This is a genomic window from Nitrospira sp. (assembly GCA_024760525.1).
GTDB lineage: Bacteria > Nitrospirota > Nitrospiria > Nitrospirales > Nitrospiraceae > Nitrospira_D.
In genome coordinates this window covers 1,640,772-1,664,393 of record CP060499.1, presented here as the reverse complement: position 1 = coordinate 1,664,393, position 23,622 = coordinate 1,640,772, and the positions used below count along the sequence as shown (strand labels likewise).

23 protein-coding genes and 1 tRNA gene are annotated in these 23,622 nt (G+C 53.8%); 11 read left to right on the top strand and 13 right to left on the bottom strand.

What is annotated here, in order from left to right; genetic code table 11:
- Positions 1-134: 134 nt before the first annotated feature.
- Positions 135-2,219, bottom strand: a complete 2,085-nt coding sequence (locus H8K04_07870; GenBank protein ID UVT17443.1) for a glycogen debranching enzyme family protein — start codon at positions 2,217-2,219, stop codon at positions 135-137.
- Positions 2,212-4,110 carry a malto-oligosyltrehalose trehalohydrolase gene (gene treZ / locus H8K04_07865; GenBank protein ID UVT17905.1) on the bottom strand — a complete coding sequence of 633 codons (1,899 nt, stop codon included), beginning with the start codon at positions 4,108-4,110 and terminating at the stop codon, positions 2,212-2,214. The genes H8K04_07870 and treZ overlap by 8 nt, the downstream gene beginning before the upstream one ends.
- Before the next feature lie 268 nt (positions 4,111-4,378).
- Between treZ and H8K04_07860 the strand changes: the two genes are divergently transcribed.
- Positions 4,379-4,831, top strand: a complete 453-nt coding sequence (locus H8K04_07860; protein UVT17442.1) for a hypothetical protein — start codon at positions 4,379-4,381, stop codon at positions 4,829-4,831.
- Positions 4,832-4,892: 61 nt separating this feature from the next.
- On the top strand, positions 4,893-5,681 hold the full coding sequence (locus H8K04_07855; GenBank protein ID UVT17441.1) for a PAS domain-containing protein: 789 nt from the start codon (positions 4,893-4,895) through the stop codon (positions 5,679-5,681).
- A 55-nt stretch (positions 5,682-5,736) separates the two neighbouring features.
- On the opposite strand, the gene H8K04_07850 is transcribed toward H8K04_07855, so the two are convergent.
- Positions 5,737-7,113 carry a glucose-6-phosphate dehydrogenase gene (locus H8K04_07850; protein ID UVT17440.1) on the bottom strand — a complete coding sequence of 459 codons (1,377 nt, stop codon included), beginning with the start codon at positions 7,111-7,113 and terminating at the stop codon, positions 5,737-5,739.
- Positions 7,114-7,337: 224 nt separating this feature from the next.
- Here H8K04_07850 and H8K04_07845 point away from each other — a divergent pair.
- Together H8K04_07845 and H8K04_07840 are read left to right on the top strand one after the other, a co-directional pair.
- Positions 7,338-7,413 (top strand) — tRNA-Met (locus H8K04_07845).
- A 671-nt stretch (positions 7,414-8,084) separates the two neighbouring features.
- Entirely contained in the window at positions 8,085-9,278 is a 1,194-nt protein-coding gene (locus H8K04_07840) for a NarK/NasA family nitrate transporter (protein ID UVT17439.1), read from the top strand.
- Between the two features lie 191 nt (positions 9,279-9,469).
- On the opposite strand, the gene H8K04_07835 is transcribed toward H8K04_07840, so the two are convergent.
- The 7 genes from H8K04_07835 to H8K04_07805 all read right to left on the bottom strand — a co-directional run bounded on the left by H8K04_07835 (position 9,470) and on the right by H8K04_07805 (position 16,239).
- Positions 9,470-10,378: a nucleotide-binding protein gene (locus tag H8K04_07835; protein ID UVT17438.1), complete on the bottom strand. Its 909-nt coding sequence runs from the start codon at positions 10,376-10,378 to the stop codon at positions 9,470-9,472.
- A 936-nt stretch (positions 10,379-11,314) separates the two neighbouring features.
- On the bottom strand, positions 11,315-11,626 hold the full coding sequence (locus H8K04_07830; GenBank protein UVT17437.1) for a hypothetical protein: 312 nt from the start codon (positions 11,624-11,626) through the stop codon (positions 11,315-11,317).
- 1,335 nt (positions 11,627-12,961) lie between these two features.
- Complete coding sequence (locus H8K04_07825) at positions 12,962-13,135, bottom strand: hypothetical protein (GenBank protein ID UVT17436.1); 174 nt, start codon at positions 13,133-13,135, stop codon at positions 12,962-12,964.
- A gap of 451 nt (positions 13,136-13,586) precedes the next feature.
- The gene (locus H8K04_07820) at positions 13,587-14,075 is read right to left on the bottom strand and encodes a DUF2127 domain-containing protein (GenBank protein ID UVT17435.1); all 489 of its coding nucleotides are present in this window, start codon (positions 14,073-14,075) and stop codon (positions 13,587-13,589) included.
- 425 nt (positions 14,076-14,500) lie between these two features.
- Positions 14,501-14,716, bottom strand: a complete 216-nt coding sequence (locus H8K04_07815; GenBank protein ID UVT17434.1) for a hypothetical protein — start codon at positions 14,714-14,716, stop codon at positions 14,501-14,503.
- A 292-nt stretch (positions 14,717-15,008) separates the two neighbouring features.
- Complete coding sequence (locus H8K04_07810; GenBank protein ID UVT17433.1) at positions 15,009-15,422, bottom strand: hypothetical protein; 414 nt, start codon at positions 15,420-15,422, stop codon at positions 15,009-15,011.
- A gap of 484 nt (positions 15,423-15,906) precedes the next feature.
- Entirely contained in the window at positions 15,907-16,239 is a 333-nt protein-coding gene (locus H8K04_07805; protein ID UVT17432.1) for a hypothetical protein, read from the bottom strand.
- 435 nt (positions 16,240-16,674) lie between these two features.
- On the opposite strand from H8K04_07805, the gene H8K04_07800 reads away from it, so the two are divergent.
- Complete coding sequence (locus tag H8K04_07800; GenBank protein ID UVT17431.1) at positions 16,675-17,187, top strand: MEDS domain-containing protein; 513 nt, start codon at positions 16,675-16,677, stop codon at positions 17,185-17,187.
- Between the two features lie 15 nt (positions 17,188-17,202).
- Here H8K04_07800 and H8K04_07795 read toward each other — a convergent pair whose 3' ends face one another.
- Positions 17,203-17,508: a hypothetical protein gene (locus H8K04_07795; protein ID UVT17430.1), complete on the bottom strand. Its 306-nt coding sequence runs from the start codon at positions 17,506-17,508 to the stop codon at positions 17,203-17,205.
- A 178-nt stretch (positions 17,509-17,686) separates the two neighbouring features.
- On the opposite strand from H8K04_07795, the gene H8K04_07790 reads away from it, so the two are divergent.
- Positions 17,687-18,049, top strand: a complete 363-nt coding sequence (locus tag H8K04_07790) for a response regulator (GenBank protein UVT17429.1) — start codon at positions 17,687-17,689, stop codon at positions 18,047-18,049.
- 173 nt (positions 18,050-18,222) lie between these two features.
- On the opposite strand, the gene H8K04_07785 is transcribed toward H8K04_07790, so the two are convergent.
- Complete coding sequence (locus tag H8K04_07785) at positions 18,223-18,438, bottom strand: hypothetical protein (GenBank protein ID UVT17428.1); 216 nt, start codon at positions 18,436-18,438, stop codon at positions 18,223-18,225.
- 2,105 nt (positions 18,439-20,543) lie between these two features.
- Between H8K04_07785 and H8K04_07780 the strand changes: the two genes are divergently transcribed.
- The 5 genes from H8K04_07780 to H8K04_07760 all read left to right on the top strand — a co-directional run bounded on the left by H8K04_07780 (position 20,544) and on the right by H8K04_07760 (position 22,413).
- Positions 20,544-20,783: a hypothetical protein gene (locus H8K04_07780; protein UVT17427.1), complete on the top strand. Its 240-nt coding sequence runs from the start codon at positions 20,544-20,546 to the stop codon at positions 20,781-20,783.
- Between the two features lie 275 nt (positions 20,784-21,058).
- The gene (locus H8K04_07775; GenBank protein ID UVT17426.1) at positions 21,059-21,247 is read left to right on the top strand and encodes a hypothetical protein; all 189 of its coding nucleotides are present in this window, start codon (positions 21,059-21,061) and stop codon (positions 21,245-21,247) included.
- A 26-nt stretch (positions 21,248-21,273) separates the two neighbouring features.
- Entirely contained in the window at positions 21,274-21,573 is a 300-nt protein-coding gene (locus H8K04_07770) for a hypothetical protein (protein UVT17425.1), read from the top strand.
- 130 nt (positions 21,574-21,703) lie between these two features.
- Positions 21,704-21,964 carry a hypothetical protein gene (locus H8K04_07765; protein ID UVT17424.1) on the top strand — a complete coding sequence of 87 codons (261 nt, stop codon included), beginning with the start codon at positions 21,704-21,706 and terminating at the stop codon, positions 21,962-21,964.
- A 266-nt stretch (positions 21,965-22,230) separates the two neighbouring features.
- Complete coding sequence (locus H8K04_07760; GenBank protein UVT17423.1) at positions 22,231-22,413, top strand: hypothetical protein; 183 nt, start codon at positions 22,231-22,233, stop codon at positions 22,411-22,413.
- 176 nt (positions 22,414-22,589) lie between these two features.
- On the opposite strand, the gene H8K04_07755 is transcribed toward H8K04_07760, so the two are convergent.
- On the bottom strand, positions 22,590-22,820 hold the full coding sequence (locus tag H8K04_07755; GenBank protein UVT17422.1) for a hypothetical protein: 231 nt from the start codon (positions 22,818-22,820) through the stop codon (positions 22,590-22,592).
- Positions 22,821-23,622: the final 802 nt, after the last annotated feature.

Here is a 23,622-nt window from a genome sequence, read left to right as displayed (position 1 = left end):
TGAATCAACCGGATGGATTGCTGATGCGTCCGTAGCGCATACAGGTCGTTGATTCCATCTCCCGGCAACGCGAAGATCGTGTCCACGTTCCAATTCAAGGAGGCGTTCCACCAAGATATCCGCAACCGTAACCGTCATGGCCTGTTACCCATACCTATCTCGCCGCGGTTTCTGCCGCTCGAATGTGCAGATTGTGTGACCTGGTAGGCCCGCAGAATCTCCGCCACGCTCCAGGCCTGCGCGACACATCCACGCGGGGCGAAGGGCGCCTCGGCATCGAATATCTCGCTCACGGTTCCCATCCCGTCGTCGAACAAGTAGACGTCAAACGCGTCCAAGAATCGCCGGCACTCTGCCCGGTCCACACCCGCCCTCAACGACGCATCGATGAAATGGCCGATCAACCACGCCCATACCGTCCCTTGATGGTAGGCCGCGTCACGCGCGCGCAGATCTCCGAAATACATCGGCTTATAGTCGCGGTGACCCGGCGCCAGACTGCGGAGTCCGAACGGCGTCAGCAATTTCTCACGGACGACGGTCAAGACCGGCATCCATCTCGCTTTCTCCAGAATTGGATATCGAAGCGACATGGTGAACACCTGATTAGGCCGGAGACTCGCATCATCGCCCGCCTCACCGTCCACGACATCGTATAAATACCCACCGGTTGCGTACCAAAAACGATCATTGAACGAATCCTCAATGTGTTTCGCCAACCCGTCCCAGCGGTCCGATCGCTCTCTCAGATCGTCGGCCCACCGCCCCATCAGTCGAATCGCGTTGTACCACAACGCCTGTATCTCCACCGGCTTGCCACGGCGTGGTGTGACCACCCAGTCCTCTACCTTGGCATCCATCCAGGTCAGCGCGTAACCCTGCGCTCCGGCCTTCAAGAGGCCGTCGCGCTCGTCGACACCGATTCCAAAATGCGTTCCCTTCAAATGATGCTCGACCACCTCTTTCAATGCCGGATACAGCACCATCAAGGTATCCCGGTCACCCGTCACCTCGTAATACCGATCGAGGGCGTGGAAGAACCACAAGGTGGCATCCGCCGTGTGATACAGTCCGGTGCGCTCCCCTTCGGGGAACAGATTGGGGATGAGCCCAGCCTTGATGTACCGCGCAAAGGTGCGCAGAATCGCGCGGCCCTCTCGGTGCCGGCCGGTGCACAGCGTCAGCCCTTCCAGACTGATCATCGTGTCCCGCCCCCAATCGGTGAACCAGTGATACCCTGCGATGACCGTCCGCGCTTCATCTCCGGAAGCCTGGGCCAAGGCGTGCTCTTCCATCCGGCTTCCGGGAAACACGATAAACTGATCCGCCGCCAACGTCAGAAGCGTTTCATGACGGTCGGCAGGAAGCCGGTCTGCCTGAACGACGAGTTTGTGCAGCCGCTCTCGTTCGGCGGCAAATATGGCATCGGCATCGTATTGAAGATTCTCCCAGGCTTCCATGCTTGCCACGAAGGATATCGGATGATCCCGATTCAACCGCACGGTGAAGTATCCGGGACTCTCCAGATCCTCGACATGCGCGGAGCCTCGATCGCGATCCACTCGATACGACACGCCATGGCTGACGGAAGCATCGGCCACAAATACACCCGCTTGCGGCCTCAGGCAAAGCTTCAATGGAGACACTCCTTCGCAAAGCGGCATCTCATATCGTCCTCTGACCATGGTCAGGAGGAACGGCGCCTTACGCGTCTCGCTGAGAGGTGCGTCGGGCATGCGAAAGGTCACGAACGGCCGCAGACGAAGAGTGACCGGTTCTCCGGCTTCCAATCGATATTCCACATACACGGTATTCTGCCCATAGGGCATGACGATCCGCTTGACCAAGTCCCGTCCTTGAAATGAAAACTGCCAGGTGGGCGTTTGCCACTCCCGGCGAAAGCTCGTGAGATGCTCGACAATGTCGGCATCCAGATGTCCGTCTGCGTACTCGGCTCCGCTCAAACATACGGAAGCGGTTCCTATCTGCAGTTCCTCGTCCAGGCGAGGAATGACGATCGTGCGGCCTCTGGGGGACGGCAAATCCGGGACAAATATGCCGTGATAGCGGCGTGTGGCCACCTGCATGAGCGTCGTCGACGAGTACCCCCCAAGTCCGTTCGTCACGAGCCATTCGCGCGACAGCAGAGCGTTGATATCCCCGCTTCGCGTCCACGGCAGGGCGATGACGGGCATGGATGGCTCGGGAGTTTCACCCATGGTCCTGCTCGCGAACGACCGCAGCGCCGTCGTAATCAATTTGAAACAACGTCGCGGACTCGGCCGGAATGTGCCACCCTTTTTCCGTGAGTGGATTCACCGTACCGGAGCCGCCGTACTGCGGGTGATCACTCGACCACATGAGGCTCCAAGACCACGTCTGCGGCGGCGCCAGGAGCGGCTCAGGGGCAGGAACCAGATGGAGATCGTCACCAAGATTGACGACAAGGAGGCGATCGCACCCCATTGCTTCGTAGTATCTGATCACAAACGCATGCGAACCCAACACAGCTCCGTCGAGCCGATCTCGCGCTTGCGCCGAGAACACCCTATCCTCCCGACGCAATCGCAACAGATCACAATGCAGCCGGTACAGTGGTTCGTGCTCTTGCTGCTCCGCCCAATGCAGTTTCGATCGCTCAAAAGCCGAGGGATCACTCGGATCCATCATGGAGGCCTGCGCATCTTCTGAGGCGTAGCTGGGAAACTGGCTCAAAAACTCTTGTCGTCCCTTGGCTACTTTTGGGCCGAGTTCGTGCCCCTCAAAATCCACGAAGTAGAGAAAGTTGCTCGACGCGCCGAATTCCTGTCCCATGAACAACATGGGGGTCTGAGGAGCGAGCAGCCAGAAGGCAGTAATCGCCCGGTATCGACCCGGGTTGGTCATTGTGTGGATCCGATCGCCCATCAACGTATTCCCGATCTGATCATGGTTCTGCAGATAAAACACAAAGCTGCTCGCCGGTTCCTTACCGACGACCGTCCCCCGGGCCTTGCCTTGCCAGTGATACCGTTGTCCTTGATACAAAAACCCTCGCTTCACGGCGGACACCAATTCTTGCGGCGCACCGAGATAGTCCGTGTAATAGGCTTCCCGCCGTCCGGTCACGGCAACGCGACAGGTGTGATGAAAGTCGTCGCTCCATATGGCGTCCAGCCCCCACCCTCCTTCATCGACCGGCCGAAGAGCCCGCATGTCCTGCTGCTCGCTTTCGGCGATCAGCACAATCGGCCGTTGCCCCGCTGTGCGCCGCGCTTCCACCGATAGGTCACCTAGGATATGCGTCTCGCTGGCATCATGGATCGCGTGGGTTGCATCGAGCCGAAGGCCGTCCAGTCGGAACTCCTTGATCCAATAGCATGCGTTCTGAATGACCATGTTGCGCATACCCTCGGACCTGGGCCCATCGAAATTGAGGGCTTGGCCCCACTCATTCGGATACCGGTCGGTCACATAGTCATCGCTGAATACCGACAAATAGTTTCCATCCGGCCCGAAATGGTTATACACGACGTCCAGAATGACACCGATCCCCCTCATGTGGGCCGCATCCACGAAGCGTTTCAAGGCGTCATGATCTCCATACCTGTGCGACGGGGCAAACAGACACACGCCGTCATATCCCCAATTCCAACGTCCGGGAAATTCGGCTACCGGCATGAGTTCGAGCAGGGTGATCCCAAGACGCTTGAGGCCGTCCAACTCCTGAATAGCGGCATCGAACGTGCCTTCCTTGGTAAATGCCCCGATATGCAATTCGTACAGGACCTGTCCCGCCATCCTGACGCCGGGCCAGTCCTGTTCTCGCCAGCTATAGGCGGAAGAGGCAACGATCTGCGAAGGACCGTGAGGTCCCTCCGGCTGGAAACGCGAACAGGGATCGGGGAAATCCCCTCCGGTGTTCAATCGATAGCGATACGTCATCCCGGAGCTGGCGGATGACATCGTTCCGCTGAAGTAACCACCCGCATCCTTTTCTAGAGCGAACGTGCGGCCGTTCCCGAACAGTACCTCCACACGTTCGACCTTGGGAGCCCAGACCCTGAACTGCACGCCGCCTTCGCCCACACAGGCTCCGAGCATGTTCCTTTGAGGCTTTGATGCTGACATGGATTTCGGCGCCGCATTCTCCGGAGCATCGGACATAGAGTCTTGCTTCGCCATCGTTGAATGGTGTGACACAAAAATCGGATTCATTCTCCTCTGCATGACGGAAGCCATCCGATTTTCAACGCTAACGGGTTCGGCGTCCCACTCGAACTGGTGAGAACCCTGGTTCCGGCACATCATGCCCTGGGGTCTTTGCCAGCATCTTCCCAAGACGCGAGCTGGCACTATGGGCCTGGCAATCACGGTGGTCAACCATGGGAGGGGATGTATGTCACACACTGATACGACTCACGGCGCATTGACACAGGCAGCGCTCGCGTTAGGCGTGGCGATTTTCGGAGCGGGATGCGCCATGAGCTTGCCCGATACGAGCAGAACCGGATCCATTCACGACATCAACATCGAACAGGAAAACGCTCCGAGCGAGGCCAGTGCAGGCGTAGGAGATGAAGTGCGCTTTGTGAATCATCGAACGGCTGCCATAAAGGTCCAATTCCTCGAGGGCGATCTGGACAAAGTGTCCTGCCAGCGAGGGTTCCGGTCTATGGGCCTTATGCGAGAAACCGCCAACATCTCTTCAGGAGAGGCCGCCAGCGTCTGTTTCAAGAAACCAGGTTTTTATAGCTACACCGTAAGGATGACCTCGAGTGTACCCGGGGGTGAAATCATACGCACAGGCAGCATACAGGTTGGGAAGGTTTCCCCCTCTCCCTCAAAGTGAGGAGTTGACGCGAATTTGTAAATGACCCACGACCTTGTCCTGGGTCGCTCAAGACAGCGTCATGACCATCGGCACGGTTCCGGATGTATCAGGCAAAATCATGAATGGTGTGTTCCCATACGATCAGTCGAAACCGATCCGTGTACAACCAATCGTGCTTGGAGCCATCACGAGTATCATTCTCTTATGTACATTCTTGGTCGATATCGGAACACCGGACGGAGTGGCCACATGGGTGCCCTACTGCATCGCCATCGTCCTTGCGCTGCAATGGAGAGGAGCGGCTACCATTGTGCCCGTCACGGCGGCGGCCTTGATCTTGATGGTTGTAGCATTCTTGTTGAGGCCGCTCGGAGATTTTCAAACCGAGACAACCAATCGAGCGATCGGGGCCGCAACCGTGACGGCCCTTGCCCTGGCATGCTTGTACATCGACTGGCGGCGACACAAGCACCGGAAGGCACTCGCGACAACGGCTTCGCGGCTCAACCGACTACGGTTTTTTGTCAATAGATTAAAGAGGGCGGCTGTTGTCCTGAGCGACAGCCGGGGACGAGTGACCGAATGGAATCAGGCCGCACAATACGTAACCGGTTACTCCATTGAGCAGATGATCGGACGACCGGTCTTTCGCATCTTCCACCGTCGAGAAATTGGGACTGCCAGTTGGGCACAGACCTATCGAAAAGCGCGTACCGAAGAGCGGGCTGTCTATGAAGCCGTGTGCTCTCGTTCCAATGGGTCCCTCTGTCACGTGAGCATCGTGATCAAACCGATCCGGAATCAGGCCGGGGCTCTACAAGGGTATTCGCTGTCCCTGCAGAAACATCGATGGAGAACACCGCGATAAAACGAGCATGGGTTACGGTTAGGCTCTCCCCATAATGACTCCCGCGATGTCTCCTCTATTCAAGAGAAGGCAGGCCAATGGAACCCGCCGGGTAGGATTGAAGCGGAACAACATCTTTCTTCCATGCGGCGGTGATCGGGTCTATGACCTTCCACGCTTCCTCTGCCTCATCGTCCCTGATAAAAAACATCGAGTTTCCGATGAGCACATCCCTGATGAGGCTCGCATAAGGAGTCATCGGCTCCGGCGCAAGATCCGTATGAAGTTCGACCGGCTCTGCTTCCAAGGGATTGCCTGGGCCATTCACATTGACAACCAATCCGACCTGATCAGGCTTGAGACCCAATCGTAACTCATTCGATCTGACCACCTGAGTCGAGATGAACGTTGAGTGCCGGGGAGGCTTGAAAAATATGGAGATTTCCTGCCGATCTTCCTTCAACGCCTTCCCGGTTCGTAAGACGAATGGGACCTTCCTCCACCGTGGATTGTCGATGAAGAAACGAACTTCTGCGAATGTCTCCGTACCACGATGAGGATCGACTCCCGGTTCATCCAGATATCCCTTTACAGCACGGCCCCCTGTCTGTCCGGCCGTATACCGACCTCGAGCCGTGTGCGCGGCGATTTGCTCCTCGGAGAATGGCCGGACCGCCTTCAACAGCTCCATTTTTCGATCATGCAGCTCGGGTTCGGTAAGCTCCGAAGGAGGCTCCAGCGCCAGCAAACACATCAACTGTAACAGGTGGTTTTGAATCATATCCTTGAGAGCGCCGGCGGCGTCATAGTACCCAATTCTCCCCTCCAGAGCATTCGTCTCTTCCCACACGATTTCGACTCTCTCCACGTGCTGATGATCCCATACCGACTCCAAGACCCGGTTGGCGAATCGAATGCCCAATATATTCTGCACCGTCTGTTTGGCCAAAAAATGGTCGACACGAAAAATATGGTCTTCAGGAAACATTTTATGTAACCCGCGGTTTAGGTCCTGCGCCGACTGCAGATTGTGACCGAACGGCTTTTCTATCATGATTCGGCTTTCGGCAGACAAGCCCAGTTCACCGAGCCGTCCAACGATTCCTTCTGAGATCGCCGGGGGGAGCCCCAAATAGAGCACGACGGGATCCCGTATCGTTCCGATCGCGTTTTTGAACCGACGAATGTCGGAGAGATCCACTGACGCCTGATTCACCCGGGTCAACAATTTCGGCAAGGCGCTCAGATTTGCGGTACTCCCGCATTCCTTGACACGCGCTTCAATGTGACGACGGAAGGTTCCGTCATCCTGCCAGACCTTTCTCGTGATCCCCAAGATCACAAATTCCTGAGGCAGTTGGTTTGCCGCTTCCAGCTCAGCCAGGGCAGGAAAGACATAGCGGCAGGCCACATCTGAACCGGCGCCAAGTAGGATGAAATGCTGAAAGTCCATCACGACCCTCGATAATTTTATGTACAGGTACAGTGCTGCGTCGTTGAGGCTCTCAGCCTATATTGTTTATCCTCCTACCCATACTGGCTGAACCCCTTGAGGACCTTCACAGCCCCCGTGACAAAGGGGTCTTCACGACCCCTATCGGACCGCTGTGGTGCGGCGATCTATACAGTGCCCAGGCAGCATGCTATAGTTACCGTTCATTTTGGAAAGTCTCGCGTGGCGGTGTAGCTCAGTTGGCAGAGCAGCGGACTCATAAGCCGCGGGTCGGCCGTTCGATCCGGCCCACCGCCACCAACTTTATTTTTCCCTGAACAACTAACGGGATCAGTCCAGCATAGTCGCCCGCTAGCTCCGCCGTGAAGTAACGGCCTAGCCGGTCTTCCGTTGGATGCAGCACAATCTTTTTTCCCCCTACCAGCCTATGGATAATGCTCCTTGCCTTACCGATTTCGTGGCAAGTCACCCTCATATAACGACAAATAACTGAAGCGAGGCTGTCGTGCGTTTGCAGCCGGTTAACTATCAGAATTCTGATTTCTAGTCGTTTTATCTTTCCAGTCTTTAGCAGAAGCTAAAATTGACCCGGTGAGGAATCCCTCGGGCGAGTCTTCAAGCGGTTCCACATCCGCTCCCCTTCCCCCAATTTTGTTCATAATAGCGATCCATTCTTTCATCGAACTTGATAGATGTTGAATACCGCATATCTTCAGCTTGTCACCCGACTGAAGCTGCGAAATCGCGCTTTCGAGGCCACATCGAGCAGCTTGATTCGCATCGTGAAGATTTCGACACATCCTGCCTATTTAAGACGTTCGACTTGGCGGACGTTTTCCTATGAATTCTCGGCGTAGGCGTAGCCAATCGCCTTTTTCTGTCGCTGTTTGCTGAAAATAGAACGGTGGCGTTCGCTTGCGCCGCTGAAAGCGGCTCCCCTATAGTGACCGCTATCCATCCGGAGGTCTGGCGTGTCTGGGATCTGGGACATCCTGAAAAGCGGTCATTGGCCGTCGCTGGCGGGGGCGTGGTTGCACCTGACGGTCAGTTTCATGGTCTGGCTGCTCGTCGGGGCCATGAGCATTCCGCTCATGGTGGCCCTGCAGCTGAGCGAGACCGAAATCGCCTGGCTCGTCTCCTTGCCGTTACTCGGCGGGGCGGTGTTACGGATGGTAGCCGGATGGAGCGCGGATTGGCTGGGCGCCAGGCCCACGGCCGTGGGCATCCTCGTGATGGAATGTCTAGTGTTGTGCTGGGGGTGGCTCGGTGTCACGGGATACGGAGAAGCGCTGGCTTTTTCGATCTGTCTGGGCGTGGCCGGAGCGAGTTTCGCGGTCACGCTCCCGATTGCGAGCCGCGCGTATCCTCTGCCGGCACAAGGATTTGTGCTCGGTATCGCGGCATCGGGAAACATCGGCACGGTGTTGATCTTATTTTTGGCGCCGCGTTGGGTTGCCGCACTGGATTGGCATCAGGTCTGCGGCATTATGGCCGGGATTGTCGCGGTCACTCTGGCGGGATTTGTACTGATGGTACCTCGAACAGCGAGGATTTCTGAGGACGGTGCGGTGGCCTGGTGGTACCATGCGGTGCAGTTGATTCACCGCCGGTTGGCCTATTGGCTCTCGTTCCTCTATGCCGTCACGTTCGGCGGTTTCGTGGGCCTGTGCAGTGTGCTCCCGCTGGTGCTGCACGATGTCTATCGGATCGACGCGATTGAGGCTGGCGCGGTGGCGGCGTTGTGCGGACTCATGGGGAGCGCGATCCGTCCGGTCGGCGGCTATGTCGCGGATCGTCAAGGAGGGCTACGGACTCTTTATTATGTCCTTCCGGTGATCGCAGGAGCGGTGGTAGCGGTGATCAGCCCTTCGCAGACCATGGCGGTCGTGATGATGGTCGTGGCCACAGCGGCAATGGGATTCGGCAACGGCGTGGTGTTCCAGTTGGTCGCCGAATGGTTTCCCAAGGACATCGGGTTGGCGTCCGGTGTGGTAGGGGCTTCCGGGGCTATCGGCGGATTTCTGCTGCCGATACTCATCGGGACGATGAAGGGGCTCTCAGGCAGCTACGAATCTGGGCTCTGGCTGTTTGCTGGGTTCACGATGTGTGCCTGGGGTACAGTGATCGTAACCCAAAACCCGAAAAGTGGGCCAGCGGGAGCTTAATGATCATTCATTTAAACGGATGGCCAGGAGCCGGAAAACGGTCTTCCCGTTCCGTCAGATGGACTGTTTCAAGTGCTGCTGGTCCTCGGGATACTACTCCAAGAGTTTGCCGGGTACTTTAACGACCAATTCGTCGTGAGATTGAATCTCAAGTCCCGCACAACACCCTTGATGTAATGGATTAGGGGTCTTTACAGGCTGTTCAAGAACCTGCTAATCACTGACTTTATCGGCTCTATCTGTTGTCGGTCTTCAAGCTGAGCATAAATATCACCACCCAAGTCAGCAGGCATTTTTGCTCCCGACTCACGTACGATCAGCACCCTAGACTTGCCCTTGAGCGCGCTGAAATAGCCCGCTTCAAATACCACGTTGTCTCGTGGCACTGCTTGAACCTTTGCGCTACCATCGGCTAGTTCGTCGTCCTTGGTGAATAGGAAGATGCCTGCGCCGCATCGCTTTGAGGCCATCTCAATCTGTTGAAGGATTGAGGTGGCAGGATCGAAGTCAGTTGCCCAATCAAGCACACTGAGACCAACCTCCGATATGAGGAAGCCCTTGAGAGTATTTGCGGTATCAGTTGACGAACTGCAATAGCCAAGGAAAATGTCTCGGCGCTCCTCGATGGCGCGCTTCCACGTAGCAAAAGGACCACGGAAGCTTTCGGTCTGTAGCCATGAAAGATCTTCTTTCAAAGGAATTGTAATGGCGTGGACTCGTGCGTGTTGGTCAAAAATCCCTCGCTGCTCGATCTCTATTGATATTGCGAGGATCGGGAGGTCAAGTGTGTGTGCCACGGCAGCCTCATATGGACAGTAGTCAGTCGGAAGCCAAACCTCTCTCCCCTCCAGCGTAGTTTTCCAAAAGGGCAGGCCGATGATTGCGGCGCCGGCACAACCTCTCGCCACTTTCTCGACCTCCTCAAGCGACCAACCGGCGCCAGCAGCCAGCCCAACGCCACCCTCAGGAGCAAGGAAGATCTGGGGTTCATAGCCCGTCCCCTTAATCTCATCGACGATCGCCTGTTTGATCTTCCTGCGAAGCGGATCCAGGCGAATGTCCCTCGGCGCGCTAATATAAACCCGCCGCTTAACGCTCATCTTCGTTCCTCTTATCAACACTAAAGCTAATGACGTGTATACTGACAAGCGCGGCAAGTCAATAAAAGGATACTCGGCCCGCTGATTGTGTATCAGCGGAAACTTTCATGGAAGACGAATTTCAGCAAGAATCCTGAAAAGTCGCAGGTCAACTCCCCCACTGGGTCTTAGGGGAAGATGTACTGCGTCATTCTCTGGACAGGTTTCCTTGCCGCCCAATTCACCGGTATGGTAAGCTGCAAACAAGTACATTCAGGCGGCATTCACGACACGTTGCAAAATCACACGTGTTTCCGGGCCAAAGTAATTTTTACTGCGGTCCACCGCCACCAAAAACCAGCGACTTAGTCCTCAGCTGCTCCTGCACCCTCCCCTCACGCGATCGAAAAGTTCCGTTTCTTCTCTCCAAGCTTCATCATCTCCATTGTACGCACAGGGAAGAAAGGAGCAGAGGGGTTGGTTCTGGCGCTATGGCCTTGCGTTGGTCCGATCCGGATGAACCCATACTTCCGGTTGAACCTGTACTACCGGTTCCAGACGGTTCGGTAGACAGACTCCTACTCTGTTTCATGATGATTTCAGCAGCCAGAAAGTCACAAACACGAGTCCCCACCCCACCGCATACGCAAATAGAACATGTTCAGCGCGCATCTGTGGTCCCCGTGTGACACGACCTCCGTAGTGATTGAGCATTGCCCAGCCAAAATAGAAGGCTCCGTCCTCTCACAAGAACGGAGCCTCCATCGAGCAGCGCAATTTTTACATCATGTTTCTGATAGGGTCTCTGCTACCGGATCATAATGTTTCCACGGCGCTATGCTCATCCGATGTTCCACTTCCTCTTCCAACCGACACTGGGACAGAACCTTGGCAGGACTCCCGATCAGGCTTCCTGTGATGCATTGGGAACACTCCTCAGGCAAGCCATAGATCGACTCAGTTTACACGCTGCAAAGTCGTGGTATGACCCTGGTCCGTCACATACGCTTTGACCAGGTCACCCACCACCACTTTATCCAATTTGGTGCTCTTATCGACATGGATCTTATAGCTCTTGCCGTCCTCATCTTTAATGGAATAGTACTCTCCCTCCATATTCAGCAAGGTTCCCTTGATCGTGTCTTTCGTCAGGCGCTCTTTGATCGTGGGACTCGCTTCCTTCTCCGCCATGGGATCAGCAGCGTAGGCCACGCCGATACCGGAGCTCAGCAATCCAACCGCCAGGATAGTTAATAATGCCGTTTTCATAATTCCTCCATTTAGTGTTGATCTATTCTCTCAGAGGATTCTCAAATCGGGAGCTGGGGAAACACCGTGGATGAACATGAGCTATGAAAAAAGATAACTTGGGAGGAGGTGCCGACTCGCCATATCGACCGATTCCTGATGAGCCGTAACGCCTCTACCGTATGTCCAGCCCTAAGGCACCAGCGCGGGAACGGGGTTCCGATGCAACGATGTCAGGTTCTGCGAATCAAAGCCAGAGGGCGTCACCTTTTCTCCTGTCAATGCAAACCGAATATGGGTCCCTTACCAAAGTCGGTTGGGGATCTGCCGAGCATGCGCGGGTGACAGGTGTTAGTACGGTGTTAGAAGGAGCGACAAGAAGAGCTGAAGTGAAATAATTGGAAGTCAGGTTCCAAGTAAATGCTTCCTGATTGAAGGAAGGAGGGATTGAACCTAGAGCGCCATGACTCCTCTTCCCGATGTTTTAAAGGGGAAATGATTAGTCTCCACCATATCTGCGCGGGTTTTCACTAGCACCGGGCAGTTCCTCGATATTCACTGCGATGGGTGAGTCTCGGGTCTTTCCTGGTAGGCCCACCGTTACAGCACGTTATGATGGAGCCATGCTTCGGAACGCAGGATGTGGTGAACCATTGTGAGAGTTGATGTTCTATAAACGCTGATCCAATTGTTTCGCTCCCCGTACAGCCAATTCCGCGTCGTCGTGGTCTGCTGTTCGAGCGAGCGAAACAGCGCTCCCCTACTCAGAAGGAGGGACATGCTATGAAGCGCGTTGTCAACTTCTTGATTGCATTCACAACTCTCGGACCTACGCTCGCGGTCGCAGAGGAGGCTACCCATGGATCATATCGGGGAATTGGATTCATATATTTCACAATCATTGGCGCGATCTTAATTTACGGCGTCAATGATGCCTTCGGGAAAAGAGCCATGCTAATCGCAGCCCCCATCATTGTCATCGGCCTATATCTGTTTCTGCCAGGGGCTTAGCCGGCCGACCTATTGGATGTGGAGACGAACAGTTAGAGAGTGCTTTCGCGTTTAGCGCGTCATTGGTCGCACTCTCGATATAGGCCAGGGTACCCCAATGGCCAAACCTTGCAGAAGTTGCGGATCTGCCGGATCCAACACGGTGAGAGACCTTTTGTCCTGTGCCTCAACCCTTATTGGGGCGCCATTGCCAAACCCGTGGAGGGGTGGTCGATTCGAGAATACGAGGCGGTCAAGATCCAACGGACGAACCGGTGCAGGATGCCGCTTCGGTGTTGGCACAAATTAAAGCCCTGTATCCTTAAGGTCAAACCTGATAGCCGGGTCAAAAGCCGGACTCCAGTCTCATGATTGTCCGCAGACTTTCACCACGTTCTCTCCGCATACGATGCAACTGTAATTTCCAGTCCGATAACCGCCCTCACTCCATTCCAATTCCAAGTTCAAATGTTCGCACTTATCAGGATTTGGCTGCTGTTTCCACTTGACGCGGAGTTCAGCCGCTTGCGTCGTAGTCATAGTGCCCCTCCCTGGTAAACCCTGTTCGTTAAGAGGTTCGTAGGCCCGTGTTACCATAACGCTTCTTCAAGTATGGGGATACTGGTGTCTTCACTGGAACTTCAATAAAATCTCGATCGCCAAACATCAGGATTGGCAGCTAATTCGCTTACAGTATGGCCTCCAAACATGTTCCAAACGTACTGCGTCCGCTGTAACCAAACAGGAACCTGGTATCTGGATAGTGCATGCTGGAATCCCTCACCGGTTCATGCAGAGGAGCGGTCGCTTACCAATGATCATACCGCTCAGCCCGCCCCTCGGCTACTCATGGATACCGGAATGTGGGAATTGAATGTCTTCATTTCCTGTTCAACGGAGGACACGGAGGATTGCCGTCATTTCGTGAGGACTGATCGACAGACGACGTTCGAAGAAGCTACGGTCCAATGCATGGCCTATAGCCAACTCATTATCGGTGACAAGATGCTGAATTGTTATTCTCAACGCCTCTAGCACGCCATGCACTCACGAGCAGATACCCAACGATCACGGTATTGATACAGAGCGTCAGAAGCTTCAGAGCGGTCACTTCTTGTAGCAGGCTATGCAGTTGCCACGGGATGAATGAACCAACCACGACGACCGAGAGATATGAGGCCCAGGGCTTAGAGAACCAGAGACCTCCCCCTTGAACAAATGCGAGTCCGCCATATACGAAGCTGCCAATACTCAATGCCTCCAGCATTTCATTGGTAACTGGCAGGAGGTTGGTCAGGAGCCAATAAATGAAGTGATTCTCAGGATCCAAGCGAATGACACGAAGCCAGTCTTTGACAACAAGCAGTTGGTTCTCATCCACGAGAATCAACCCGCCGACTCCCCCTCCGATCAGCAGCAACCCCTGAAGCAAGTAATAGGTAGCAAGCAGTTTCAGAAACCATGGAGAAGACTGCTTCACGGTGAGGCCATTCCCAATACTTGCGGCAGTGCAGCCCCAATCAATGCTCTAGCTATAAAAGAAGACCATCCCGTGTCCCCAATCCCGTCATTACGATGGTTTCTGTTCTGCATAGTCTCGTTCTCCTTGATCATCTAAAAGTGAAGGACTTGTATGCAGGCTCATGCTGCCTCTCATTTCGAGGCTCAGTTCATTGGCCCCCGCGCAATCCTAGCTAAGCCTAAAGGAGTTCTGTACTGGGGAAAGACATGGGTGGGAGTTCTCTCAGAGCGACCGACTATCAACCTCACAACGAGGGAGAGATTTGGGAGTCACGAAAGAAAATGATTACACCATATCTGCGTATGTTTTCACCAGCGCCGGTCTGGCCCCTCAATGCTGACTGCGAGCCCTGAGCGTCCCCCACCAAATGGAAAGAGCGATGGTTAGAGACAATTGGCATCAATCAATCGCTGTCCAGTTTCGAGCGCTTTGGCATGGGCTTGCTCTTCAGATTGGCTGGGTGCGCCAATCGTCTGTATCGCCTGCGGATCGTCAGTCTCGTTCGACGCCGCAGGCCAGATCGTCGTGACGAGCAGCCAGTTGCTTCCCATATGACGCACCGCAGTGGAAATCTTTCTTCCTTTGTAGAAGCTTTCCATGTCTCACTCCATCAGCATGAATCAATGTTATTTTGTGTTTAGCTAGTCTCCCCGCGACATCCTCTTCTGCCGTTGCGAAGCTCCCCGAGTGTAGCCTCTCGTGAATAGCGAGGTCCCAAACTCAAGAATGTTGTATTAATAAATCCACATCCCCTCAGATTGCTCTTCGGTGGTCAATACGATCTCATGGTCTTTATAGCCGCAGGCTGTGTTTCCCCGAATTGAACGTCCTTGAGCTTCAGACTCATTGATCCATTGTAAATCTGGAAACGAGAAAGGCCTTGGCCAGTTTCTACGGCACGACCTCGGCGTTGTCAGACGAATTCAGCAGATAGAGGGTTTCGTTCTTGATAAAGAATCGATACGGTTGCTCGCCGACGTAACTGCCCTTTAGATTCTTCGCATCGATGCCCACCTGCACAAGATAGCCAAACACCGGAGAAGGGTTTTTCGTTCCTGAGATGCGCACGTAACCCTTCTGTGGCTCTCCGAAAAATCGATAGTGGGCGGTATGCGGATCAAACAGAACACCTTGCATGTAGTCCTTCACGGCACTCTGGTAGTTGTGTGAAACCGGGACTCTCCCATAGTCCGCCCTCGCGATCTGTTCAGGAGTGACAAGGGGGATGGATGTGACGCACCCGAAGGTAAAGAACAGGAGAAGGGCCGGGAGTGTTTTGAGGCAGGAATTCAACGGGACGAACATTGCTTCTCCTCGCAGTATTCAAGGGATCTCCGCTGCGTAGCTGGCTACTAGTGGACGGCCTCCTCACCATTCCCAGCTTCCCCAATCAATTCAATATCGTTCAGCCATGCCTCGGGGACAACGTGACCTGTTGCTAGGCCCTCGTTCTGAGAATCAAACCGCCAGCTTTACTCGGTGGTCCGACAGCCCGGGTGGTTGCAGGCACACGCATTGCCCTCGGTGCGGCCAGTGCGGCATTCCTCAGAGCAGAATTCTTTTCCCGCCTTAGCGGGACATCTACACTGAGGATGGGCGCATTGCTTTTCGGTCATGATTGTCGCCTCAATGCCCACCCTGCACCGCCGCCGTGTGGCCTTAGGCGGTCACATAGGCCTTGACCAGGACACCGGCAGCCCTTTGTCCAGCTGGTACTGTCAGAACCTGAACGCATTTATGCGTCGCAGCAAAACCTTAGGGGCTCGCAATACAGACCATAGATCTGGTGCTAGTTTCTGATCGTGTCGATGACATCCTTTCTCGTTGACCCCCCGGTGGATGGATAGACATCACCTTTGGAGCCGACATCCTCGATGACATCCTTTCTTTTCTCTTTTCCGGGTGTCATGCTGTCGGGCTGCGCCCCTTTCTTCGGGACTTGCTCCATAACATCCACTCTCTCCTGACTTCCCGCTTCCTTCGTGCTCTTGGACACCGCGTTCTCCTTTGTGCGCTCCTTGTTTCCCTGTGGGTCTGCTGCGAAGGTGTCGAAAGGGCTCAAGATCAGGGTTGCAGCCAGCATCGACAATAATCCAACTGTTGCTAGGTTTTTTCCTCTCATGACATCCTCCCCTTATTTAGTGAGACTGGTCTAGACACCACACAGCCATCTAATGCATCCCAGATTGGACCGGAACAAGCAGACAGCAACCTGCGACGACTTAAAATTAGGTTGCTGGATTTAGAATAGTTCCGTGTGGTGAAAGGATCCTACTAGGAAAACACATAGTGGCTAGTTCGTCCCCATCAGCGGTGCTCTCCAGAAATGAGGTACCTGATTGTGGGTTCGTCTAGGAAGGACCAACATCGGCCATGCGATGATGCTGAGTCATTTCTGATGAGACATTCTTGTCCGGTACATGAGTTGGAGTGTTTTGTTGGCAAACCAGACCCTCCAGTCCGATTTCGCGAATAGAATAAGCAACGCGAGCATGAGAAAAACATTTGTGTACCCGCAGAATCCTCGGTTTATAGTTGGTTCGATTGCCACGCATCTGTGTATGTTTTATCGGCAGCCCGCAGAGTTGTTGCAGTCGCTGCAGCCTTTCTGAGCGCGGGCCTGGCTAAAGAAGAATCGTGTCTCTGGATTCTTCCCCCACCGTTGACCATATCATCAGCCCTTGATGAACTGGCGCACCATGGCCTGGACGGATCAGCGCTGTTAGCCGCAGAGCAGCTGCACATCTCGTCTGCCGAGTACAGGTATGGCGATGGCACCTTTGATGTCGATGATTCCCTGGATCGGCTCGCGGCCTTACCGGCCAGGGCTCGTCAGCTCGGTTATGTGAGTGTGCGGGCGGCGGGCGGACCGAAGCCATTTACGTCAATCGAATCTCGCCAGGCCTTTATGCGCTACGAACACCAGGCCACAACGATCATTGCTGCATCTCCAATGATCGCCTTGTGCTGCCAGGCCTCAATCCAGAGCTTGGAAGCGGACACGTTCAAGATTATGAGGGCTCATCCACAAACGTTGCTGCGAACGCACACTGGATGGGCCGGCATCTGAGTCGAAGACAGAACCTTAGGCTGATGGAAACTCCCAGACCGAGATGCGTGGACTGGCAGATTCCGGCGCGGGTACACGGATGCTTGTCCTGAAGGCCTTCTTCACGAGATCACTGTATTGGGGGGAAGTCCACGTCAGCGACCATTCCATTTGTGTGCGGGAGTATTGGCGGTCGTGCGTGATTTCGATCTTGACCCACGTCTCAATGCGATCGTCGGGGGGAGAGATTTTCAGAGCCAGTGGTTTGTCTGCGGACCAGTTCCCACGCACCCATCCGCGTGGGGTAAGATGCCACTCAACATGAAATGTTTCAATCCTCATGCTGGATGGTCGATTGTATGAGGGGGACGGCTTCCCCCTCAGGACTCACGGCACAATTATTATACCAAATAGATAGGAATATTAATCAATATATTATCCCATGACCAATCCACCTTTTCGTTGAAACCTCATCCCTTTCACGTACACTTTTAAGAAAGACGAATATTGAGGGAGATCTATGGCCACTATACTCGTGATTGATGATGCCGCGCCCGTTCGCAGGTTGCTTGCTAACACGCTCCAGTCGGCAGGCCATGAGGTGGTGGAAGCGTCTTCCGGGCGGGAGGGGCTGGCGGTATACCGTCAGCGACCGGCGGATCTGGTCATGGTGGACATGCTGATGCCGGAGCTGAATGGGTTGGACACCATCATCGAGCTCACCCGTGAATTCCTGAACGTCAAGGTCATTGCCGTTTCAGGCATGGATGGTGAGCGGAGTTTACTCAGTACCGCCAGGCTATTGGGTGCCCGTCAAACACTTCGCAAGCCCTTTGGCATGGAGGAAATACTCAGCATGATCCGATATGAGCTGGCGCATTAACTCCTCCTACCGCCGTTTTGATCCTGGTGTTGCAAACCCCTTATGGAACACTTTTCCTAAGAGCGGAGGATGCGCCGGTTCGGTTGGGTGGCTGGCGAGGGAATGCGTAATGCAGCACGGTGCACCTTGCGGCCCTCTGTTGCAACGGTTTCAGAACGCGGTCTTGAGGAGTCCTACTTTTCTCTCTTCAAGTGATCGACAACTTGATTGACGATGTCGTTCCTTAACGCAATCGGATCAACGGAAACATTCAAAATTCTCTGACAGAAAGGACAAACCATGCTTGCGCCGATCCATTTTTTCTGATTGCCTTGGTGGATAGGAAGCTGCTCAAATCCGACCTTTTGTAGGATCTGATTGCAGTGAGGGCATTTACCTGTGTGACTCATGGTCATCTCTCCTATCTTTTAGCCGAAACACTGCAGATGGGCAACGGCAATGTACCTATTTACATGTTCAGCGTCAATATTTGTGTGTAGGTAGGACTTTTCAACACTTTCTATTCCGAATCAGCAACGGGGGTACATGTGAATATGAATCCACCGTTTGCCAACATACCCATGACGAAACAACTATTGATGTTCACGGGTCGTAAGCCGTTTTGGCCCTTCTAAGCGGCTTCTTCTATACGGACAACCGGAATGAATGCTACTGATGCTGTCATCTCTGCAATCATATGTTCTTCTGTTGGGAACAGAGCTTGCTGGGCCCTGGGTTTCTAGGCGTATAGGCAGTTACACACGAGTGCCGCAATGCCTTGATTGAGACAACCGTAAAAAATGGAAGGCGCCCGCTGAAATATACTGGAGCGTGTCGGGCTGGAGACAAGGCAATGGATCTTCGCATTAGTGGGTATGATGAGACAGGTACGGGGTGAAGAGCTCGTATTGAAACGCGGGACTAGGACGGGAAACGCACTCTATTTGCCGGAATGACAGTTTCGTCAGAAAGGCTCGGGAGAGCTACCACTTTACGATACGACTCTCGTGCCTATTCACATTCATGCTCAGGTCTCCCCTCCGAGTCATTATCAGTCACTCCATCCAACTCCGCCATTTTGATACCACCAAATACATTAGTCCTATAATGGCCGCCACCAAGAACGGTTCGATAATCCATGGCATCATAGCTTGTCACCTCTCTTCCATATCATCACTGGTACAAAGCCCATAGGTGTCGATTGCGATTGATAAGAATAAGGCCCCGCTGATCCCTATGACTCAGGATGCCGCTTCGATATAAGTTTTTAACTTGTGAGTACATTCAGGACAATCCGACAGGATCTCTCCCGTAGAGCGCCTCACGCCATTACCGGCTTGATCACACGACGAATGTGAGACGTTCATAAATGATACTCCTAGCTTGCGCAGAAAGCGAATGCCTACCGGGCATGTAGCCCGTCTTGTTCGCAGGGCAACTCTCTGTTCGTGTGTGTGACGTCCCAGCGTTCGATGACACGCAACCGGACGTGGCTGCAAGTGGTCCGCCATTTCGACAAGAAACGCCGGACCTATATTTATCTCGTTTCGACCGATCAGGTGATCGAGGGTCGCCACGGAACGCTAGCTACGCCGTGCCGATCCAATCCTGGACAAGTCACGAAGGACCGAACATCAGCAATCTGTCGTTCCGGAAACCACCTTCCAGCAAAGACTCCGCCACGTTTCCTTCCCGCACCCTGACAAAACATTGACGGCTTCAACGCTTGTACACCGTCAAGCTCATGACACTTTATACCCAAGTTATACTACGTATAGTGTAAATACGTGCCATATTGAATGGCACCATTTGGTGCAGCTCTTGCTTATGTTTGCAATCAGCCGTCAACGCAATCAACCTAGGAGGAATCAATGGAATGTCCAAAATGCAAGGGGATGATGATGTTAGAGCGGTTCTCAGATTTCTTTTTCGCGTTTTATGCATGGAAATGCATCAATTGCGGCGCCATTATCGACCGCACCATTTCGAATAATCGCCACAAGAGTTTGTCTCTCCAAAGATCTCAGGCCGTCGCCGCGCGTTAAACGCCTGATCGGGTTGCTCCAAAGAGTCCGAAGGTGCGGTTTCTTAACGGGAGTTTAGGAGGGTGCCACTCCCGATGAGAAGGAAATAGCCGGTATTATAGAAGACATGTAGAGCGATGGAGGGATACACAGATCCAAAGCGCTCCCGTACGAGCGGTGGACAGCCCTTTATGCAGGAGATTACTTACCGGCACGGATGTTTGAGAGAAGAGAGTGGCAGGGTGTTGTTCCTAGAAAGTAGCGGTACTATTTTCTGCTGTTCTCCCCACCCACCACCTTGATCCCTAGGTCCCTTTATGGCCTAGGGCTCGCAGCGAATGGCCTCATCCCGTACGTCTGTTTTTCTTCCTCAGAAATATTCCGAATCTCCAACGCCCTGTGGTAGAACCGCACTGCTTCTCATATGTCCTGGCGCACAGAGAGGTATTCAGGGCCTGATAAGAATGGTCCTGTGGGGGGTATCGTCGCGCATGCCTAAGGATGATTGTGTAGTCTGTGTCCTGATCGAAGAGTCCGCAGCCGCGCTCGAACGCTGGACCCAGATGCATGGGGCTTCTGAGGAAGTCGAGTCGCTGCACCAACATGCGGACCCAACAGACTGTGCATATTGGCGTGCCGGGTATCTCAAAGCGCTACAAGACATCCTATCCCTAATAGCCAGCCGAGAGGAACCGGGTAAGAAATTCGGGACCTACAGTTTATTCCACTAGGGCGAGCGTCATTCGACGGACAAGAACACGGGCCTTGGATAGTCCTGAAGCTGTGCAAGGAAGATCCAACTCATTACGCCGCATAGTACGACTTCATCCCAAATCAATTACCCATTTCCTACTGTGCTGCAAACGATTGGAGCATCCGGCCAATCCGAAGATGAAGCCCATACGACCGCACTCGACACTGTCCAAGGATTAGTCGGTAATTACTATCTGTAAAGACCTTGTTTCTACATAGTCGGCTGAAGTGCTCTCTCAATGGAGGACCGCAGGTGGATAACATCGTCCAGGTGAATCAGGATCTCTATCTCAACATTGTCGAGGCGGTGAAGATCGAGGCTCATGGAAAGAGCTTTCGCATCTCGATCAGGAACGGCAATGGGTCCCTCACGGAGTATTATTGCCATCCCGAAGCACCGGGGTACGAGAAACTGAAAACCCTCTTGACGAAAGCCAAATAGGACGTGCCTTGCACGTCGAGATCACTATGAGCGACGATCACAAAGCATTGGACCTGGAAAAGAGACGAATCATACAAGACTCCCTTGAGAACCTGTTCCATGATGTCAAGATCGGAGGAGACTTCCTCACGCTCTTCGCCTTTAACAACGGCAAGGACAGTTGGCAATTGCAGTTCAATCGGGAGTTCCTGGACGATCTGCGCTCCATAAGGACACTTCAGCTCTATATGGAGAACACGGTTATTCCGGCTGTTTTAGCACATCCAGCAATGCGAGTTCGAATAGGTTCCGATGGAGGGATCACCATCGCCGAGAAACTGTCCTAAATTGCCTCATAGATCAATCCTGGAATCACTACTTCTCCTTAATGTTGTTCTCTAATTGTCCTGAATATTACGTACGCTTAAAATTTGTTGGCTTGACGGAGTCCCTTGGTCCTAGGGCATGGAGAGAGCCATGGAGACGGGCTACAAAGGGAGAAAAATCATGACGACGGCGGCTGTCGAGGGACCCGGCAGTTGGACCGTTGAAACGCGGGTGTGGCCGGCGCCGGAGGATGGGTCTGACCATCCCAAGACGTTACCGACCCTCGCCATCACTGCGCGATCCGAGGACGAAGCCCATGTGAGAGCCATCGAGGCTGGGAAGGCGTGGATCGATTCCAATTGGAAGCACTTCGGACCCGTGCCCGACGACAATTTTCATCTGCGTGCCTAGGTCCTTCACCCGCGACCCCACTCCTGCGTTTGTATTTCTCGTCCCACCGCTTTCCTTTTCTCCTGGCGCTGCATACAGGGTAGGGAACCATAGCCCACGACGTGGGCAGGGTCCACCATCTTGAACTGATAGTGCCTTACCGTCCCAGTATAATAATGTAGGAAACTCAGGAAATTCCTGATTGCTGATATATGCCCTTCTCAGGCTTAATCGCCACCAGCCTAGGTGGCGTATTCACGCTTCATTGTGCAGGAGGACGTTCGCTCATGGAATCGATACGTGACGAGATCCGGCAATTTGCGATCGCTGCTGAACGCTTGATCGTTATCGGCACGAACCCCGACGAGCTTAATAAAAGAGAACGTGAGACCATTCAACATTACCTCGCTATGCTTGCCGCGAAGTTTCCAGCTGTACTTGGAGACGAACCTCAAACCTCTTCGTTTTGACGTGATTTCAGCGTTTTCTTCCGCCTGCTTGATCGTCGGCGCAATCGGCTGACCTTCCCTTTCCCCTGCTGCTGCAAAGCCAATGAAGCCTTATGTCCATGACGTGGGCATGCCGGTTCCACGAGATAGCGGGAAAGCAAGGAGACTTCACTCATATAAGTCCATTTCGTGTTCACTCAAAGACACACTCTACTTTCCGCCGCCACCCACACCACCAGACGAACCCATACCGCCACTCGATCCCGTGCCACCGGATGAACCCGCACTACCGGGCGTGCTCGTACCACCAGTTGAGCCCCTGTTCCCTGATGCACACCCTGTTCCAGTATCGCTCCCCCCAGTGGTTCCAATACCGGGATTAGTCTTGCTCGAATCGGGCGCACTTCCTGATCCTCCCCTTGTTGCATCCCCGCCCTTTCCCGGTCTCGTGATCTCGGGGCCTCCTTGTCCTATCGCTCCTCCCGAACCACCTGAAGTTCCACTACCCAACTGGGCTTGTAATGTTCCGCCGGTGAAAAAGACGATTCCACCGACCATCATCAATGCGCACGTTTGAAGGATCTTCGTCTCGCCTTCTCTTTTCCTCGGATATGACCTACTCACTTTTTGTTAAGCTTCTTTGTCGGATCGTAGCGAACCTCCGAGTAGATCTACACTGGGACAATGCATGGGAAGTGGAAGGAAGGAATGGCTGCCCCAGGGATGGGCACTGAGGGATAGCTCTGGCTGAATGGATGGCATATCCACGCTATCGTATGAGCGTGAGAAATGATCCTTCATTGAACTTGATGATTGAGGAGAGCGCAGGAGAAGCAGAAAACACAGAGCAGAACGATACTGTTCGACTAAATAAGCGCATCGACCTTAACGTGTTCGAACACGCTCATTATGAGGAAGACAACCATGGAGTGTGATGCCAACGGCATGTCCCATACTGGAAAACTATCAAGGGCGCCAGATCGTGTTGACTTCTGGCCAACAGGAGGGCGGAAACTGGGTCTGCGAATACGTCATTTTAGAGACAGGACACACGCCTCGCCGTCCACAAGAGGTTACCCTAAAGGAATTTTTCATTCTCCCAGTGAAGCCACGACGGCCGCCCTCCTCGCGGCGCAAACAATCATCGATTCCCGTGCAAAGGCCGGTAAGGTCGTGAAATCGCTGGCACGGTGAATGTCCCGTTCCAGATGCTTTCACTGCCTTGTGCCT

What these genes read in the sequence shown, in the direction of transcription:
- H8K04_07790 (UVT17429.1), top strand. Translation starts at nt 17,687, where the DNA reads ATGGCCACTATACTCGTGATTGATGATGCCGCGCCCGTTCGCAGGTTG.
- H8K04_07755 (UVT17422.1), bottom strand. Translation starts at nt 22,820, where the DNA reads ATGCAACAAGGGGAGGATCAGGAAGTGCGCCCGATTCGAGCAAGACTA.
- H8K04_07870 (UVT17443.1), bottom strand. Translation starts at nt 2,219, where the DNA reads ATGGGTGAAACTCCCGAGCCATCCATGCCCGTCATCGCCCTGCCGTGG.
- H8K04_07860 (UVT17442.1), top strand. Translation starts at nt 4,379, where the DNA reads ATGTCACACACTGATACGACTCACGGCGCATTGACACAGGCAGCGCTC.
- H8K04_07765 (UVT17424.1), top strand. Translation starts at nt 21,704, where the DNA reads ATGGAGACGGGCTACAAAGGGAGAAAAATCATGACGACGGCGGCTGTC.
- H8K04_07830 (UVT17437.1), bottom strand. Translation starts at nt 11,626, where the DNA reads ATGAAAACGGCATTATTAACTATCCTGGCGGTTGGATTGCTGAGCTCC.
- H8K04_07780 (UVT17427.1), top strand. Translation starts at nt 20,544, where the DNA reads ATGCCTAAGGATGATTGTGTAGTCTGTGTCCTGATCGAAGAGTCCGCA.
- H8K04_07785 (UVT17428.1), bottom strand. Translation starts at nt 18,438, where the DNA reads ATGAGTCACACAGGTAAATGCCCTCACTGCAATCAGATCCTACAAAAG.
- H8K04_07825 (UVT17436.1), bottom strand. Translation starts at nt 13,135, where the DNA reads ATGACTACGACGCAAGCGGCTGAACTCCGCGTCAAGTGGAAACAGCAG.
- H8K04_07855 (UVT17441.1), top strand. Translation starts at nt 4,893, where the DNA reads ATGACCATCGGCACGGTTCCGGATGTATCAGGCAAAATCATGAATGGT.
- H8K04_07795 (UVT17430.1), bottom strand. Translation starts at nt 17,508, where the DNA reads ATGAGGATTGAAACATTTCATGTTGAGTGGCATCTTACCCCACGCGGA.
- treZ (UVT17905.1), bottom strand. Translation starts at nt 4,110, where the DNA reads ATGTCAGCATCAAAGCCTCAAAGGAACATGCTCGGAGCCTGTGTGGGC.
- H8K04_07850 (UVT17440.1), bottom strand. Translation starts at nt 7,113, where the DNA reads ATGGACTTTCAGCATTTCATCCTACTTGGCGCCGGTTCAGATGTGGCC.
- H8K04_07805 (UVT17432.1), bottom strand. Translation starts at nt 16,239, where the DNA reads ATGAGAGGAAAAAACCTAGCAACAGTTGGATTATTGTCGATGCTGGCT.
- H8K04_07835 (UVT17438.1), bottom strand. Translation starts at nt 10,378, where the DNA reads ATGAGCGTTAAGCGGCGGGTTTATATTAGCGCGCCGAGGGACATTCGC.
- H8K04_07815 (UVT17434.1), bottom strand. Translation starts at nt 14,716, where the DNA reads ATGGAAAGCTTCTACAAAGGAAGAAAGATTTCCACTGCGGTGCGTCAT.
- H8K04_07760 (UVT17423.1), top strand. Translation starts at nt 22,231, where the DNA reads ATGGAATCGATACGTGACGAGATCCGGCAATTTGCGATCGCTGCTGAA.
- H8K04_07810 (UVT17433.1), bottom strand. Translation starts at nt 15,422, where the DNA reads ATGTTCGTCCCGTTGAATTCCTGCCTCAAAACACTCCCGGCCCTTCTC.
- H8K04_07770 (UVT17425.1), top strand. Translation starts at nt 21,274, where the DNA reads ATGAGCGACGATCACAAAGCATTGGACCTGGAAAAGAGACGAATCATA.